The organism is Mesobacillus maritimus (assembly GCF_019749255.1).
GTDB classification, from domain to species: domain Bacteria; phylum Bacillota; class Bacilli; order Bacillales; family Cytobacillaceae; genus Mesobacillus_B; species Mesobacillus_B maritimus_A.
Genome location: NZ_JACWFH010000008.1, coordinates 83848 through 100859, shown reverse-complemented (window position 1 = coordinate 100859; position 17012 = coordinate 83848). Strand labels below are relative to the sequence as shown.

Sequence of the window (17012 nt, the reverse complement as noted above, 5' to 3'; positions counted from 1 at the left end):
CTACTTCCTTCCCTGTTTTGTCCTTGAGACTGTCTCTCTTAGACAAAATACTCTGCTTCCATCCAATTTTATCCTTGAGACTGTCTCTCATAGACAAAATACTCTACTTTCATCCTGTTTTGTTCTTGAGACTGTCTCTCTTAGACAAAATACTCTGCTTCCATCCAATTTTGTCCTTGAGACTGTCTCTCTTAGACAAAATGCTCTTCCTCTATCAGATTTTGTCTTTGAAACGGCCTCTCATAGACAAAATACTCTCCTTCCATCCTATTTTGTCCTTGAGACTGCCCCTCATAGACAAAATACTCTCCTTCCATCCAATCTTGTCTTTGATACTACTCACATGGACAAAATGCTCTGCTTCCATCCAAGGTTTGTCCTTGAGTAGGCGTCAAGGACTTATTTCCTCTTTCAGCTTATTAAACTTTTTTAATTCCGTCGTTTCGGATAAAAAACCACATAAAAAAAACCTAAATCACGAATGATTTAGGCTTCAAACTAAATAGTTTTTAAACACGATTGGAATTACATTCCGTAAACACAGATTATTATCCCTTTATATCGCTGCTTTTTCAGTAACTGTATCTTCATCTAGAACACGAACAAACTGGCCTTCATTATATGGATAACCAACTTTTGTAAGTTTCACTTTCACAAGCTTACCAATTAAGTCTTCAGTTGCTGGAAGAAGGACTTTAAGATAGTTATCAGTGTAGCCAACCAAATATCCTTCGTTGTCTTTGGATTCCTCTTCAGGAATAATCTCAAGTACTTCGTTCTCAAATTGAGAAGCATACTCTTTTGCTAACTGGTCGGAAAGAGCAATAAGTCGGTGTACACGCTCATTTTTAACCTCTTCATCCACCTGATCTTCCATACGTGCAGCAGGTGTACCTGTACGCTTTGAATATGGGAAAACATGAAGCTCAGAGAATTTATGTTCTTTAATAAAATTGTAGGTTTCCATAAACTCTTCTTCCGTTTCACCAGGGAATCCGACAATAACATCAGAGGTAACTGCCAATCCAGGAAGCACTTCCTTCAGGCGATTAATGCGCTCTCCGAAAAACTCCATTGTATATTTTCGACGCATTCTTTTTAGTACCGTATCAGATCCAGATTGAATTGGGATGTGCAGATGTCGCACAACAATATTCGATTTAGCAATGACTTCAATCACTTCATCCGAAATCTGACTAGCCTCGATGGAAGAAATCCGTAGGCGCTGTAAACCTTTGACATTCGCTTCAAGATCTACAAGAAGTTTAGCAAGATTGTAGTCTTTCATATCCTCACCGTATCCACCTGTATGAATGCCCGTTAGAACGATTTCTTTATAACCTGCATCTACTAGCTGTTGTGCTTGGTGAATGACTTCTTGTGGATCACGAGATCTCATTAAGCCACGTGCCCAAGGAATAATACAAAATGTACAGAAGTTATTACAGCCTTCTTGAATTTTAAGAGAAGCTCTTGTACGGTCAGTAAACGCAGGAACATCTAATTCCTCATAAACACGGTTTTTCATAATATTACGGACACCGTTAATAGGCTCACGCTCATGTTTATACTGCTCAATGTACTCAAGCATTTTTACTCTATCCTGTGTACCCACAACAATATCCACACCAGGAATAGCCATAATTTCAGCTGGAGATGTTTGAGCATAACACCCAGTCACACAAATAACAGCATCTGGATTTTTACGAACTGCACGACGAATCACCTGTCTACTCTTTTTGTCACCAGTATTGGTAACTGTACAGGTATTAATCACATAAACATCCGCTGTTGCTTCAAATTCAACACGGTCATAATTTTGTTCCTTAAATAATTGCCAGATTGCCTCTGTTTCATAATGATTTACTTTACAACCAAGTGTATGGAAAGCAACTGTAGGCATAATCTTCACCTCATTAATTCAAAATGGTAGGACGCAGCGGATAATAAATAGAGCGGCGCTGTTTCTGTCCTTAGTATTCTTGGTCCTAATCCACAAGAAAGAAAACCGTTATCCTGGAGAATAGCTACTTCCTTTTCTGTTAGTCCGCCCTCCGGACCAAAAATGATAATTAGGGATTCATTTTGTCGCATTTTATTAAATACTTCAAAAAGCACCGATGTCTCACCTTGCTTAGCATCTTCCTCATAAGCAATCAATTTATAGTCGTATCCCTCCGCTACCTTTACTAATTCAGAAAAGGGAATAGGGGGAGCAACCTTTGGAATAGTGCTACGATGTGACTGTTCAGCAGCTTCTTTGGAGATTTTTTGCCAGCGATCTACTTTTTTGCTACTTTTCTTTTCATCCCATTTGACAACAGAGCGAGCTGCAACAAAAGGGACAAAACCAAAGGCTCCGAGTTCCGTCCCTTTTTGGATGATTAACTCGAGTTTATCCCCTTTGGGCAATCCGCTCGCTATCGTAATGTGAACAGGAAGTTCCGAGGATTCCACATTCCATTGTACAATGTCCGCTACTGCTTGTTCACCGGTAATTTCTGCAATTTCACAAAGTGCACTTTCTCCCTTTGGTGAAACACAAATAATTTGATCCCCTTGCTTCATGCGCATGACCCTGACAATATGATGATAATCCTCACCTTCAATATAGAACCTTTCATTTTCTGAGGGTCCATTCACAAAATAGCGTTGCATAGGATGCACCTTCCCTTTAGCTTAAATCAACCTGATCAGTATTTTTACCAATAGAAAAAAGGGGATTAAGGAAAACCCCTTTTTTCTCATTTACTTCTTTGCGATGATTGAAACCCAGTCTTCCATTGTGATAATTTCCTCGATTGTAAAGCCCGCTTTAAGAATTGCTTCTTTTACATCATCTTTCTTTTGCTGAATAATACCCGAAGAAATGAAATATCCATCCTTTTTCACAAGGCGATGAGCGTCATCTACAAACCTAAGAATAACCTCAGCTAGGATATTTGCAACGATAATATCTGTCTCTCCTTCAACACCATCAAGAAGATTGTTTTGACGAACCTTTACCACCTCATCGACCTTATTTAGCTTTATATTTGATCTAGCCACATTTACAGCTACCTCATCTAAATCTAGTGCCTCAATTTTTGTCGCTCCTAGTTTTGCTGCTGCAATGCTTAGGACTCCAGAGCCTGTACCAACATCCACGATGCGGTCTCCGGGGCTAACAGTCCGTTCTAGTGACTGAATACAAAGCACAGTCGTTGGATGCGTTCCCGTACCAAAAGCCATCCCTGGATCAAGTTCAATGATTAACTCATCACTATGAACCGGAGTATAGTCTTCCCAAGTCGGTACGATTGTGAACTTATCAGAAATTTTCACTGGATGATAATATTGTTTCCAAGCTGTCGCCCATTCTTCTTCACGAACCTCACTTAAGGTCACTTTATTCAACCCAATATCAATATTGTAAAGAATGAGATTATTAATCGCTACTTTAATTTCTTCTACCGTTTCTCCTAGAAAGCTATTTACAGGTAGATAGGCTTTTACAATGACCCCTTCATCTGGGTAATCTTGAGGATCGAGCTGGTAGATTTCTCCGAACTGGTCTTCCCTCTCTTTAACAAGATCAAATGGGTCTTCTATGACAACCCCGCTAGCACCTGCCTCATGCAATATATTAGAGATTGGTTCAATCGCTTCATTTGTTGTTAAAATGCCGATTTCAGACCACTTCATTAAAATCCCGCTCCTTTATTATTCACCCTTAAAAGCTCGTTTTACTTTAGCAAAAAAGCCTTCTTCATGCTCTCCTAGTGGAGATTGACCGCTTATATCAGCAAATTCTCTAAGAAGTTGCTTTTGTTTATCTGAAAGTTTCGTTGGCGTTACAACTTTCACGATGATATGCTGATCACCTGTTCCATAGCCTCTAACATTCGGCACACCCTTGCCTTTTAAGCGGAACCTTGTACCAGTTTGTGTTCCAGCTGGAACCTTCAATTTCACCTTGCCATGGACAGTAGGTACCTCGATTTCATCCCCAAGTGCAGACTGTACAAAGGTAATTGGCATTTCGCAGTAGATATCGTCCCCATCGCGTTCAAAGAATTCATGAGAACGGACATGGAATACAATGTATAAGTCCCCTGCAGGTCCACCATTTACTCCTGGTTCACCCTTGCCAGCTACTCGTAGTTGTTGACCATCATCTACACCAGCAGGAATTTTAACATGGATCTTATGGCGGTTTTTCACCTTACCAGAACCTGAACATGTCCGGCATTTTTCTTTGATTTCCTTACCTGTTCCACTACAGTATGAACAAACCCTACGATTCACAATCCTACCAAATGGAGTGTTTTGCTGAACGTTTAATTCACCTGTACCTTTACAATGGCTACATGTATCTACCTTAGTACCAGGTTTTGCACCTGAGCCTTTACACGTATCACAAGTTTCTTCACGTGGAATTTCAATATCCGTTTCTTTTCCGAATACCGCTTCATCAAAAGAAAGAGTCATTGAAAACTGGAGGTCTGCACCTTGTCTTGGTGCATTTGGATCTCTCCTTCTTCCACCGCCACCGCCGCCAAAGAAGGAATTGAAAATATCCTCGAACCCGCCGAAGCCGCCACCAAAATCTCCACCACCGAAACCTTGGTTAGGATCAGTATGACCAAACTGATCGTAGTGAGCTTTCTTCTGGTCATCACTTAGTACTTCATAGGCTTCTTTTACTTCCTTAAACTTTTCATCGGCATCTGGCTCTTTATTGATATCTGGATGATATTTTTTTGATAATTTTCGATAGGCTTTTTTAATTTCGTCCTTGGATGCCCCTTTGCTGACACCAAGAACCTCGTAGTAATCCCGTTTACTCATTTTTAACACTCCCGATTCTTTTCACATAAAGGTAATTTTACCATTCACAGCTCAAAGAGTGCAATATTTAAAAACCGCTATTGCTACCTATAAGCCTGGCGGGCCTTCATAATCAAATAAAAAGCCAAAGCCAAGAAAGACCTGACTTTGACTTTAGGTGTAACGATGCTTACTTTTTATCGTCTACTTCTTCGAATTCAGCATCCACAACGTTGTCATCCTTGGCTGAGCCAGTTTGACCTTCAGCACCCTGAGCTGCCTGAGCTTGTTGTGCAGCTTGTTCATAAAGCTTAGTTGTAAGAGCCTGAACGATTTCCTGCAATGCATCCTTCTTCGCACGAATTTCTTCAAGTTCATTTTTCTCAATAGCGGCTTTTAGTTCATCCTTCGCTTCATTCGCTTTGGTAACTTCTGCCTCATCTACTTTACCTTCAAGATCCTTAAGAGTCTTTTCAGTCGTAAACACTAGCTGGTCTGCTTCGTTGCGAAGGTCAACTTCTTCCTTACGTTTTTTATCCGCTTCAGCATTTTCTTCAGCTTCTCTTACCATTTTGTCAATCTCTTCATCTGAGAGACCAGTAGAAGATTTGATTGTAATCGCCTGTTCTTTATTTGTTCCAAGGTCTTTCGCACGAACATTAACGATTCCGTTTTTATCAATATCAAAACTCACTTCAATTTGTGGTACACCACGTGGTGCTGGTGGGATATCAGTCAATTGGAAACGACCTAAAGTTTTATTATCAGCAGCCATTGGACGTTCACCTTGTAGAACATGAATGTCTACAGCTGTTTGGTTATCTGCAGCAGTTGAGAATACCTGCGATTTAGAAGTTGGAATAGTTGTATTACGTTCAATTAGCTTCGTAAATACGCTACCCATCGTTTCGATACCAAGAGAAAGTGGTGTAACATCAAGCAACACAACATCCTTAACATCTCCAGTAATAACACCACCCTGGATCGCAGCACCCATTGCAACAACTTCATCTGGGTTTACTCCTCTATGAGGCTCTTTACCAGTTTCTTTCTTAATTGCTTCCTGGACAGCAGGAATACGAGTAGATCCACCAACAAGAATAACCTTGTCAATTTCAGATGCACTTAAACCAGCATCTTTCAGTGCTTGACGAGTTGGTCCCATTGTACGTTCTACAAGACTTGAAGAAAGTTCATCAAATTTCGCACGAGTTAAGGTCACTTCTAAGTGAAGCGGACCAGCTTCTCCGGCAGTGATGAATGGCAATGAAATTTGTGTAGAAGTTACACCAGAAAGGTCTTTTTTCGCCTTTTCAGCCGCATCCTTTAAACGCTGACCAGCCATTTTGTCTTTAGAAAGGTCAATGCCGTTTTCTTTTTTAAACTCAGCCACTAAATAATCAATAATGACTTGGTCAAAATCGTCACCACCAAGACGGTTATCTCCAGCAGTAGATTTTACCTCGAATACTCCATCGCCAAGTTCAAGAATAGAAACGTCAAACGTTCCGCCACCAAGGTCATAAACAAGGATGGTTTGATCTTCTTCCGTTTTATCCATACCGTAAGCAAGAGCCGCAGCAGTTGGCTCATTAATGATCCGTTCAACTTCTAGACCAGCAATTTTTCCAGCATCTTTAGTTGCTTGACGTTCAGCATCATTAAAATAAGCTGGAACGGTAACAACCGCTTTTGTAACAGGCTCGCCAAGATAGTCTTCAGCATAGGATTTTAAGTATTGAAGAATAATAGCTGAAACTTCTTGTGGTGTATACTTCTTACCTTCGACCTCTTCAGTATGGGATGTTCCCATATGACGTTTTACAGACATAATTGTATTTGGGTTCGTAATGCTTTGGCGTTTCGCCACCTCACCAACTTGACGCTCTCCGTTTTTAAACGCTACGACCGATGGTGTTGTTCTATTTCCCTCCGGGTTCGGGATGACTTTTGCTTCACCGCCTTCTAAAACGGCCACACAAGAGTTTGTTGTCCCTAAATCAATTCCAATAACTTTGCTCATGGAAATTTACCTCCCCACATAATATGTAAAAATCTATTGATTCACTTTCACCATAGAAGGACGGATAACTCTATCCTTCAAGATATAACCTTTTTGCAATTCAGCCACTACGATGTTAGATCCATAATTCTCATCATTGTCTTGCATCACTGCCTGATGGCGGTGCGGATCAAATTCTTGGCCTACAGACTCGATTTGCTCGACACCTTCTTTTTTAAGAGCATCTAGCAAACTCTGGTAAATCATATCCATCCCTTTTAAAAGAGATTTAGCTTGCTCATTATCTGTTTCCATTTGCATAGCTCTTTCAAAGTTATCAATAGCTGGCAATAAATCAGTTACAAGACTTTGAGCTCTATATTTTGCACTCGCTTCAAGGTCCAACCTCGAACGGCGACGGAAATTATCAAAATCTGCTTGTAGACGTAGGTAGCGATTTTCTGCTTCTTCAAGCTTGGTTTCTAACTCAACGACCTTCGAACTATCTGTACTTTCCTGATTTTCTTCATTCAGGGGAGTACTTTGTTCATTCTGATGGTCCTCAGCCTGCTCTTCAGCAAAAACTTCTTCAACTACTTCTTCTTGCTGACTTTGTTCAGACTGTTCCATTTCTGATGTCATGTTGTTTTTCTCTTCCATGTTAAACTCACCTCCCTTAAAGAATGCTATCTATCGATTTTGTTAACCTTTTTGACATGGTAAGGGGATGGAACTCGTCGGTTCCACCCTTAACAATATTTCCATGCTCATTTATTTTGATACAGGTTTGTCAGAACCTTTGATAAATCGGCACTGATAAAATCAAGCAAGCCAATCACCCTTGAATACTCCATCCTCGTTGGTCCAAGGACAGCAATTGTTCCTAGCTTTTCATCTCCAATTGAATACGTAGCCGTAATTAAACTACAGTTATCCATGGCCGAGTTATTATTTTCCCTACCAATTTTCACATTAATGCCCTTTGGGTTTTTGCGAATGAGTTGGGATATTCCATCTTCCTGTTCAATCATAGCCATTAGGCTGCGAATTTTATCAATGTCATTAAACTCTGGTTGGTTTAACATATTGGTTTTTCCACCAAAGAATACTTTTTCGCTTGCCGGTATAGAAAGGGTTTCTGTAATCGACCCCATCAACACATCATAACTCTTGATATGCTGTCTAAGAATGGCTGCAACCTCTTTATAAATACTGGCATTTAAATGAACGAGCGGGATTCCAGATAGTCTTTCATTTAAGATATTGACCATCTTTTCAACATCACTAGGGTCAACACTAGCCGGAAAATGAAACATTCGATTTTCGACATGGCCTGTATCCGTAACGATGATGGCAATTGCAGTATCCTGATTTAATGGAACAATTTGGATTTTTTTTAGCTTGTTATCATTTACAGCTGGTCCCAGAACAATTGAAGTATAACTAGTAAGTTCCGATAAGATTTTCGCTGATTTCTGAACAATTTTTTCTAGTTCATAGATTTGTTCTGCAAAAATCGACCTAACCGTTTGTATCTCAGAGCGATCTAGCTTCTGCGGTAGCAGTAAATGGTCAACATAATATCGATACCCCTTTTCAGAAGGAACCCTTCCTGATGAGGTGTGTGTTTTTTCAATAAAACCGAGCTCTTCCAAATCGGCCATCTCATTACGTATCGTTGCCGAGCTGAATAAAATCTCTTCTTTTTTCGACAAGCTTCTCGATCCCACTGGCTGTGCAGTGCGGATAAAGTCATCAACAATTACCTGTAATATCAATACTTGTCGGTCTGTTAACAACACTCATCACCTCTGTTAGCACTCTTTCATAACGAGTGCTAAATCTAATAATAAATTATCAATAAATAACGTTGATGTCAATCATTAGATATCCCCAGAAACGATTGAAATACCTCGTTCCCTAACAGTCGCCCCTTCCTGGTAAGTACAACAGCATCCTTACTTAGCTCAATCAGCTTGTTCGCTTGATGTTCTCTTAGTTCCTTGCTAAATAATTCTAACGGATTAACCCCAAATTTTTCTATAAAACGAGGAACTTTAACTCCCTCAGTCTTGCGCAAACCAAGGAACATTTCTTCTTCCATTTGTTCTGCTTTTGTTGTTGGATGGTTTTCCAACAATGGTAAACGATCATTTTCTAGTGGTTCCATATATTTTTTTATTGGTCCATGGTTGGATTTCCTGTACCCATTCACATAGCTGTGCGCTCCAGCACCAAAACCAAAATATTCTTCATTACTCCAATACGTTAAGTTGTGCTTACTCTCGAAACCAGGCTTAGCGAAATTACTAATCTCATACTGTCTTAATCCTTTTTTCTCCATTGAGTCCATTAGTAATTCATACATCTGAGCTTCAATTTCTTCACCAGGCAGATGGAGCTTTCCTCGGTTCATTAGGTTATAGAATACAGTCTTCGGCTCAATGATGAGCGAATAACCAGAGTAATGGACCAAATCCAACTCAAGCGCTGTTGTTAAAGTCGATTTAAAATCCTCTAGGGTTTGCCCTGGTAAACTGTATATTAAATCAACACTAATGTTTTCAAAACCGATGTCTTGTGCAGCGCTTATCGATTTAAAAACATCCGCAGCACGATGAGATCTCCCAATCTTTTGAAGTAGCTCATCATTAAACGATTGTACTCCAAAGCTTAAGCGGTTAACCCCGGCATCTTTTAGGATTCTCAGCTTTTCTTTCGATAAATCTCCAGGATTCGCTTCAAACGTATACTCAGTTTGACCATCATATGGCAACGTCTTTTCAATTGATTCCACAAGAATCCCCAATTGCTTTTCATCTAAAGCAGTTGGCGTCCCCCCACCTACAAAGATTGACTGAAGAGTGGAAACTGGATTCTCCTTTAAGGTAATCATCATTTCTTTTTCAAGGCTAGATAGGTATTCACCCACAGGTTGCCTATCCATAAACACCTTATTAAAATCACAATAATGGCAAATATGGTGACAAAACGGGATATGAATGTATGCTGCTTTTATCATGGTTATCACTTCTTTCTAAGAAAGGCGCAAGCGCCATGTTGGCGCATGGCCCTGAGCTGAACAATTCTTTCAATTAAATATCATATGTCTTCTCAGCTTGTAAAAAAGAGGTTAGAACCGGCTGTTGTTGCTTCATGCCGGTCTAACCTCCTCCAAAAATCTCTATTTTTTAGAGCTACTGTCATCCATCTTTAACACAGCCATGAAGGCTTCCTGCGGTACTTCTACAGAACCAACCTGCTTCATCCGCTTTTTACCTTCTTTTTGTTTTTCTAACAGTTTTCTTTTACGTGAAATGTCGCCACCATAACATTTTGCAAGAACGTTTTTACGCATTGCTTTAATCGATGAACGTGCGACGATTTTGGTTCCAATCGCCGCTTGGATGGGTACCTCGAATTGTTGTCTTGGGATAAGTTCCTTCAGTTTTTCAACAATAACCTTACCGCGTTCGTAGGCAAAGTCTCTATGGACGATGAAGCTTAAAGCATCAACTTGTTCGCCATTTAGAAGAATATCCATTTTTACAAGTTTAGATTGTTTGTACCCTATTAATTCATAGTCAAAAGAGGCATATCCTTTTGTACTAGATTTCAGCTGATCGAAGAAGTCATAAACGATTTCTGATAGCGGAATTTCATAAACGATGCTGACACGGGTTTCATCGAGATATTGCATATCAATAAAATTACCACGCTTTTCCTGACAAATTTCCATAATTGGACCAACATAATCATTCGGTGCCATCATCGTCGCTTTGACATATGGCTCTTCGACTCGGTCAATTTTTTGTGGGTCAGGCATGTTAGACGGGTTGTCGACCTTAATTTCACTACCATCCGTCATGACGACATGATAGATAACACTCGGAGCTGTTGTAATGAGGTCAATTTTAAACTCTCGCTCAATTCGCTCTTGAATGATTTCCATATGAAGCAATCCTAGGAAACCACAGCGGAAACCAAATCCTAATGCTTGAGATGTCTCTGGTTCAAATTGTAAGGCAGAGTCGTTTAATTCAAGCTTTTCAAGAGCTTCTCGCAAGTCATTGAATTTTGCTGTATCAATTGGATAAAGACCACAGTATACCATCGGGTTTAATTTTCGGTAACCCGGTAATGCTTCGGTAGTCCCATTTTTAGCATTGGTGATGGTATCCCCTACACGTGTGTCGCCAACGTTTTTAATAGCGGCTGTAAGGAACCCTACACTACCAGCTGATAATTCATCAACAAGTACAGGTTTTGGATTAAATACGCCAACTTCTGTTACTTCAAACTCCTTACCCGTGGCCATCATCTTAATTTTATCGCCAGCTTTAACTGTTCCATCCACTACTCGGATATAAGCAACTACCCCACGATATGCATCGTATAAAGAGTCGAAGATAAGCGCTTTTAAGGGTGCTTCTGGATCGCCATCTGGAGCAGGGACCTTCTCTACGATTTGTTCAAGAATGTCCTCAATCCCTATTCCCGCTTTTGCAGAGGCAAGCACAGCATCGGACGCATCAAGCCCGATAACATCCTCTATTTCCCCTCTCACTCGTTCAGGGTCAGCACTAGGAAGATCGATTTTGTTTATTACCGGAACAATTTCCAAATCATTATCGAGAGCTAAGTAGACGTTCGCTAATGTCTGTGCCTCAATTCCTTGAGCGGCATCCACGACAAGAATTGCACCTTCACAAGCCGCAAGACTTCGTGATACTTCATAAGTAAAATCGACATGACCAGGGGTATCAATAAGATGAAAGGTGTAAATCTCTCCATCCTTGGCCTTGTATTTCAATTGTACTGAATTCAGTTTGATTGTAATTCCTCGTTCTCGCTCTAGGTCCATCGAGTCTAGCAACTGATCTTTCATTTCCCTGGCAGTCAACGAATTCGTTTTTTCAAGGATACGGTCAGCTAGCGTCGATTTACCGTGGTCGATATGAGCGATAATCGAAAAGTTACGTATTTTAGATTGTCTGTTAAGTTTTTCTTCTCTATTCATTGGTGCTTCACTCCTACTTTTCTCGCGCATACATACTATTTTTTGATTATAGCAGTAGGGGGATGAAGATTCAATTATTATTGAAATCACTTTATAGAACGTGAGTGATAGTTATATCATTATTTTATCTTGGCACATCATATCATTCTATTGCGACATTTAAGCTTCAAGGAAACCGTTGGTTACCTTTCTCCTCTTATCCCACTTCACTTAGGATTCCAATCGGTTCCATTGATGACCTTTCTCTTCTTCCCCCTCCCCACTTAGGGTTCCTATCGACTCCTTTGGTGACCTTTCTCTTCTTCTCCCTCCCCACTTAGGGTTCCTATCGACTCCATTGATGACCTTTCTCTTCTTCTAACCCACATAGGGCGCCAATCAACATTATAATCCACACACACCCAGCTCCTTCGCCTTTTTCAGGTAAGGAATCACACGAATTAATATAAAAAGAAAAAAGAAACAGGATTTCTAACCCGTTTCTTTCATTTTTCCTTATTTGTAATCAACTCTAGCGATTTTTCAACGCCCGCTCCCAGTCCATCTGCTAGTTTTTTGCCCATTGAAGAAAACAGGTTAAAGGTCTCCATTTTTTCAAGCTGCTCTTTTTTTTTCTGCAGGTCATGACTTGAAACATCGTTACCAAGAATCGCTGTTTCCACCTTGCCTTCATCATTTTCTTTTACAGTAAAGGCTGACTTGAACTTCGGGTCTTCGTACCCTTTCATATCATGGATCCCTTTGTTCGCTAGCTGCATTCCCGTTAATACGCAAATGAACATGATACAAACTAGCAAGATAGCTTTGAGCATAAACATCTTCATATCCTATAACCACCTTGGCTTACCTTAATTACTCGGTTGGCCATCCACTTCTGCATCCTGCCAATATGTTTCACTGAACACATCCGCTAAAGCATCCGCAGACCGATATAATTCCTCAAAGGTATTATCGACACCACCAAATTCGATTAACAACGCGTTTTCAGACAGGTCCTGATTATAAACACCGTTAAAACCAGCCCCTTTGTTTTCAATAATCCCACGGCTTAACCCTTTATATTTCTGTTGCAGCTTTTCATGTAGTTCATTAGCAAGCTTTAAGTTTTTCTCATAATTTTTATTATTGCCTCCGATGACAAAGGCAAGTTTTGCATAAGATTCTCCATTAATACTAATCGTTGTATCCTTTTTTCGTCTTGAATCACGATGAATATCAATTAAATAAGTTAAATCGCTATTTGTTCCCATTGCACTCTGAACTACATTTCTTGATTCCTTGTAAGATTGAGCATATGGTAGACCCTTTTGATTTAACTTTCCTTGCACATCTGTTTTATCAACAGTTGTGCCAATTCCTTTGCTTTCTAGGGTTTTCTTTAACCGGTCACCTATCTGGGTCACATTCACCTTTGAGTGAAAAGCAAGATCTGGATCTGTCACTCCTTCTAAATAAGGTAAATAAGACTCACGATTATGAGAGAAATACACGTAAACGACTTTACGGTCGCCCGTCGTATTAGGTGGGACTGGTTTATTCTCATCGTCACTCGCGTTTTCTATATCCTCCGTATTTTGAAGAGCCGCCTCTTGCTCAGCTTTTAGAACTTCAATGGGTGGCGGCGATTCCATAGGCATATTCGTATAGTTGGTTCCTTCACCAGCAACTAGAATCTTTCCATCAAAAAGGTCGAACCCTGGTAGTTCTCTACCAAGGAAACTTCTTGGATCATCGAGACTAATATTGGTTGAGAGTTTAAAGACAAAATTCGAAAGGTTAAAAGAATCGTCCTTTTCAGGCAGGGATTGTAATAACTGATGATTTTCCCAGCCCATTAACCTGTAAAGCATTTCACCATTAATATTGTTCGCTGCCTGGTTGATAGAAGATGAAGCGATTCGAAACTCTGGCTTTAATGATGTCATCAAACCACTAAAGGTAAAAACTGCTATTAGAAAAAACATAAAAGCCAGTACCACTTTAAACAGGCTTGTCCCTTGAACTGTTACAATCATCCCTGGTCCTTTTAAACGTTTCACGGTTCCACCTCTTTTAGCAAGTCTAGTAAATCTTATGACATTGCTAGAAAAGATAGAACCTCATTTTTCCACCAGAAACTATTTAATTTGAACTCATCAATGCGTATAAGTACCGACGTTATCTTGATTTACTTTCGTATGGAGAGCTGAATTCAGGCCACTCGCAATTAAGTTCGCCATATCATCAATAAATACATCAACTTCTTTTGGTGTTACCATAAGATTATGACCTAACGGAGCCAATACCTCGTAAATAAGCTTTCGCTTTTCTTCTTCCTCAAGAGTTCCAATCATACCCAAGAATGTTTGTCGATGCTGTTCCTCAGGTAAATCTTCTTCTGTTAACTTCTTTTTCTTTCCAAAAGTCATTCCAGCTGGAACTAATGAACGAGAAGGACGATCCCCTTCACGAAGCTCTTTTCCAAAGTGTTTTAAAATAAAATCTATTGCGTCACTCGTAATGGAAACTGCATCAACAACAGTCGGTACTCCAATTGCAATAACCGGAATCCCTAGTGTTTCTTGACTTAGTTCCTTGCGCTTATTCCCAACACCTGAGCCTGGATGAATTCCTGTATCCGAAATCTGAATGGTACTGTTCACGCGTTCAATCGATCTTGAAGCAAGAGCATCGATGGCAATAACAAAATCAGGCTTTATTTTTTCTACTACACCAAAGATGATATCGCTTGTTTCAATACCAGTAAGTCCCATTACTCCAGGAGCAAGCGCACTCACAGGACGATACCCTTCTTCAACATGCTCAGGTTGTAGCTCAAATAAATGTCTCGTAACCAATAAATTCTCACAAACCATCGGTCCGAGTGCATCAGGAGTAACATTCCAATTTCCTAGTCCAACAATCAGACAGGAGGCATCTTCACCTAGCCCCTTTTGCTTTAAGAATCTAGAGAACTCGCCAGCGAATACTCCCTCTACCTTTTGTTGAAGCTCGCTATCCTTTTGACGAATACCTTGTACCTCAATTGTCAAATATTGCCCCTGCTTTTTACCAATTGCTTTTTCTCCTTCTGCCGTCACTTCGACTAAGGAAACTTTTATATCATTTTCTTCCTTTTCTTTTATAATAACGCCTTCGAGTTTTGACTGATCGGTTTCATCGCGTACGGTTTTCACTCTTTCGGCAATCGCCATTTCACGAGCCTCCACAGCGAGGTCTGTCCGTACAGAATACATACTTAAATCGATTGAATCTGCCATGTACTAGAATCCTCCTTAACCTTCAATAATTCCTATCTTTACCAACATAAGAAAAAAACATTCAATTTGACCACTGAGAATTGAAGAGAGAGGTATTGCATTATTGCCGGGCGTTTGATAAAATATCACTTGTTCTTAATAAATAAGAAAACGTATTGGGATGTCGAGTTCCATTAAATTCTCGACGCTTTTTAGGAGGTGAACGGAATGCCAAACATTAAATCTGCAATCAAGCGTGTAAAAGTTAGTGAAAAAAATAGAGCACATAACATAACTGTTAAATCTTCTATGCGTACAGCTGTTAAAAAAGCTGAAGCAGCTATCGTAAACAACGACAGCGAAGCAACAACTTCTTTCGCCGCAGCTGCAAGCAAGCTTGACAAGGCTGCTGCAAAAGGTCTTATCCACAAAAATGCAGCTGCTCGTAAAAAATCTCGCATGATGAAAAAATTAAACGCTAACGGCTAATTTTTCCCTATCATGTCTAGCAAAAAAACGACCCAAAAAGGTCGTTTTTTTATTTTTATTAAAAAGTAGCCTTAGCAGCGGCCAATGTCTTCGCTCTCAGAGTAAAATAAATGACTGGTGGTTTTTTACCAACCTGTTAGAGCGCACCAGGCCATACGCTGATGAACGGAGGCGCTAGTGCTATTCAAAATATTTATGCTCTATTTAAATTAAACAGAATCATTTCAATTAATAGTTCTTTCTTCATTCCACCGGTCTTCATTTGATAATCAGCATTGGCAATCATTTTCATAATCCTCGATAACTCTTCATCTGAAAAATACCTTGCTTGACCAGCCGCAAGCTTGACCCGGTATGGATGAGTTTTCAATACCCCAGCAATTTGTTGCTGCCCATATCCTTTTCGAGAGAGCTCTTTTACCTGGTAAATCAGCCGGAATTGTCCAGCCAGTAATGCTAGAATTTTAATCGGCTCTTCATTTTGTTTTAATAGGTCATAATAAATTCGAAGCGCCTCTTCAATTTTCCGCTGAACGACTTTTTCTATTAAAACAAAGATATTCTGCTCGAGTGATCTTGCAACTAGCTTGTCTACCATACTGGCATCAACTCTTCTAGATTCTCCTGCATATAATGAAAGTTTATCGACTTCACTTGCTAGCATAAATAGATTCGTCCCTGATAGGGTCAGCATTAAATCGATAGCACTTTCCTCTATTTGAACGCCATTCCCAGCTGCTCTTTCCTTGATCCAGACTTTTAAGTCATGTTCATTTAGCCTTTTCGCTTCGCCAACTGCTGCTTTCCGTTTTAATTCCTTAGTAATTTTCTTTCGTTCATCAAGCTTTTCATATGGAGCCGAAAAGACAACAACAGAGTATGGTGCTGGCTCAGCTAAGTACGCTTCGAGTCTTGAAAGATTATGCTCCACTACTTTTCCCTTTTGTTTTTCTGAAGTTAGAAAGGTAGGATTCTGCAGAATAATCAACCTCTTCTCTCCCATAAAAGGGAACGTTTCCGCATCCTCGATAGCCGCCTCGACTGGAGTTTCTTCAAGATCATAAGTTGAAAAATTAAAGTCGATTTCTTCGTCACTTAGCACACTTTGAATGAGAAGTTGCTTTGTCTCATTTATTAAAAAAGATTCAGTCCCATAGAGTAAATATACAGGCTCTACTTTATTTTTTTTTAGTTGTTTCCATATATCTAAAACCAATATTTTCGCCCCGCTCACTCCAAATTACTCCCTTTTAATCCTAAAGAAGCTTGTCCATTTTGGCAAGTTAAAATTGGAATCGCTATGTTCTCCTAGCGATTCCGTTATATGGTAAACGCTACCATGCAAGACCCGGGATACTTACATGGAAACGGTGTATCATATGGTAAGAGAAACATAATACTAGGCTGGCTTTTTTATAAAAATTAGTCTATACTGAAAAAAGATTAAGGGGGG

The 17012-nt window shown here is 39.8% G+C and carries 14 protein-coding genes; 1 reads left to right on the top strand and 13 read right to left on the bottom strand.

The features are described 5' to 3' along the window. Positions 1-556: 556 nt before the first annotated feature. From mtaB to gpr, 12 genes are all read right to left on the bottom strand, one after another. Positions 557-1903 (bottom strand): tRNA (N(6)-L-threonylcarbamoyladenosine(37)-C(2))-methylthiotransferase MtaB, encoded by a 1347-nt coding sequence (gene mtaB, locus H0185_RS05835; protein ID WP_221872121.1) that lies wholly within the window; start codon positions 1901-1903, stop codon positions 557-559. 5 nt (positions 1904-1908) lie between these two features. Then, positions 1909-2658, bottom strand: coding sequence for a 16S rRNA (uracil(1498)-N(3))-methyltransferase (locus H0185_RS05830; protein WP_221872119.1), 750 nt, complete (start codon positions 2656-2658; stop codon positions 1909-1911). A 90-nt stretch (positions 2659-2748) separates the two neighbouring features. Next, complete coding sequence (prmA, locus tag H0185_RS05825; RefSeq protein ID WP_221872117.1) at positions 2749-3684, bottom strand: 50S ribosomal protein L11 methyltransferase; 936 nt, start codon at positions 3682-3684, stop codon at positions 2749-2751. Between the two features lie 18 nt (positions 3685-3702). Next, entirely contained in the window at positions 3703-4830 is a 1128-nt protein-coding gene (gene dnaJ / locus H0185_RS05820; protein WP_221872115.1) for a molecular chaperone DnaJ, read from the bottom strand. Between the two features lie 169 nt (positions 4831-4999). Continuing rightward, positions 5000-6832 (bottom strand): molecular chaperone DnaK, encoded by a 1833-nt coding sequence (dnaK, locus tag H0185_RS05815; RefSeq protein ID WP_221872112.1) that lies wholly within the window; start codon positions 6830-6832, stop codon positions 5000-5002. A gap of 33 nt (positions 6833-6865) precedes the next feature. After that, complete coding sequence (gene grpE / locus H0185_RS05810) at positions 6866-7471, bottom strand: nucleotide exchange factor GrpE (RefSeq protein ID WP_246629041.1); 606 nt, start codon at positions 7469-7471, stop codon at positions 6866-6868. Positions 7472-7578: 107 nt separating this feature from the next. Beyond that, a complete protein-coding gene (gene hrcA / locus H0185_RS05805) occupies positions 7579-8610 on the bottom strand; it encodes a heat-inducible transcriptional repressor HrcA (RefSeq protein WP_221872111.1) in 1032 nt (343 codons plus the stop codon). A gap of 77 nt (positions 8611-8687) precedes the next feature. Beyond that, positions 8688-9833, bottom strand: coding sequence for a radical SAM family heme chaperone HemW (hemW, locus tag H0185_RS05800; protein WP_221872110.1), 1146 nt, complete (start codon positions 9831-9833; stop codon positions 8688-8690). A gap of 162 nt (positions 9834-9995) precedes the next feature. Next, positions 9996-11831, bottom strand: coding sequence for a translation elongation factor 4 (lepA, locus tag H0185_RS05795; RefSeq protein ID WP_221872108.1), 1836 nt, complete (start codon positions 11829-11831; stop codon positions 9996-9998). Between the two features lie 485 nt (positions 11832-12316). Further along, positions 12317-12655 carry a YqxA family protein gene (locus H0185_RS05790; RefSeq protein WP_221872106.1) on the bottom strand — a complete coding sequence of 113 codons (339 nt, stop codon included), beginning with the start codon at positions 12653-12655 and terminating at the stop codon, positions 12317-12319. Positions 12656-12679: 24 nt separating this feature from the next. Then, on the bottom strand, positions 12680-13870 hold the full coding sequence (gene spoIIP, locus H0185_RS05785; RefSeq protein ID WP_221872104.1) for a stage II sporulation protein P: 1191 nt from the start codon (positions 13868-13870) through the stop codon (positions 12680-12682). Between the two features lie 96 nt (positions 13871-13966). After that, positions 13967-15091, bottom strand: coding sequence for a GPR endopeptidase (gene gpr, locus H0185_RS05780; protein WP_221872102.1), 1125 nt, complete (start codon positions 15089-15091; stop codon positions 13967-13969). Between the two features lie 207 nt (positions 15092-15298). Between gpr and rpsT the strand changes: the two genes are divergently transcribed. After that, the gene (rpsT, locus tag H0185_RS05775) at positions 15299-15559 is read left to right on the top strand and encodes a 30S ribosomal protein S20 (protein ID WP_221872100.1); all 261 of its coding nucleotides are present in this window, start codon (positions 15299-15301) and stop codon (positions 15557-15559) included. A 193-nt stretch (positions 15560-15752) separates the two neighbouring features. Here rpsT and holA read toward each other — a convergent pair whose 3' ends face one another. Continuing rightward, positions 15753-16775: a DNA polymerase III subunit delta gene (gene holA / locus H0185_RS05770; protein ID WP_221873038.1), complete on the bottom strand. Its 1023-nt coding sequence runs from the start codon at positions 16773-16775 to the stop codon at positions 15753-15755. Between the last annotated feature and the right edge of the window lie 237 nt (positions 16776-17012).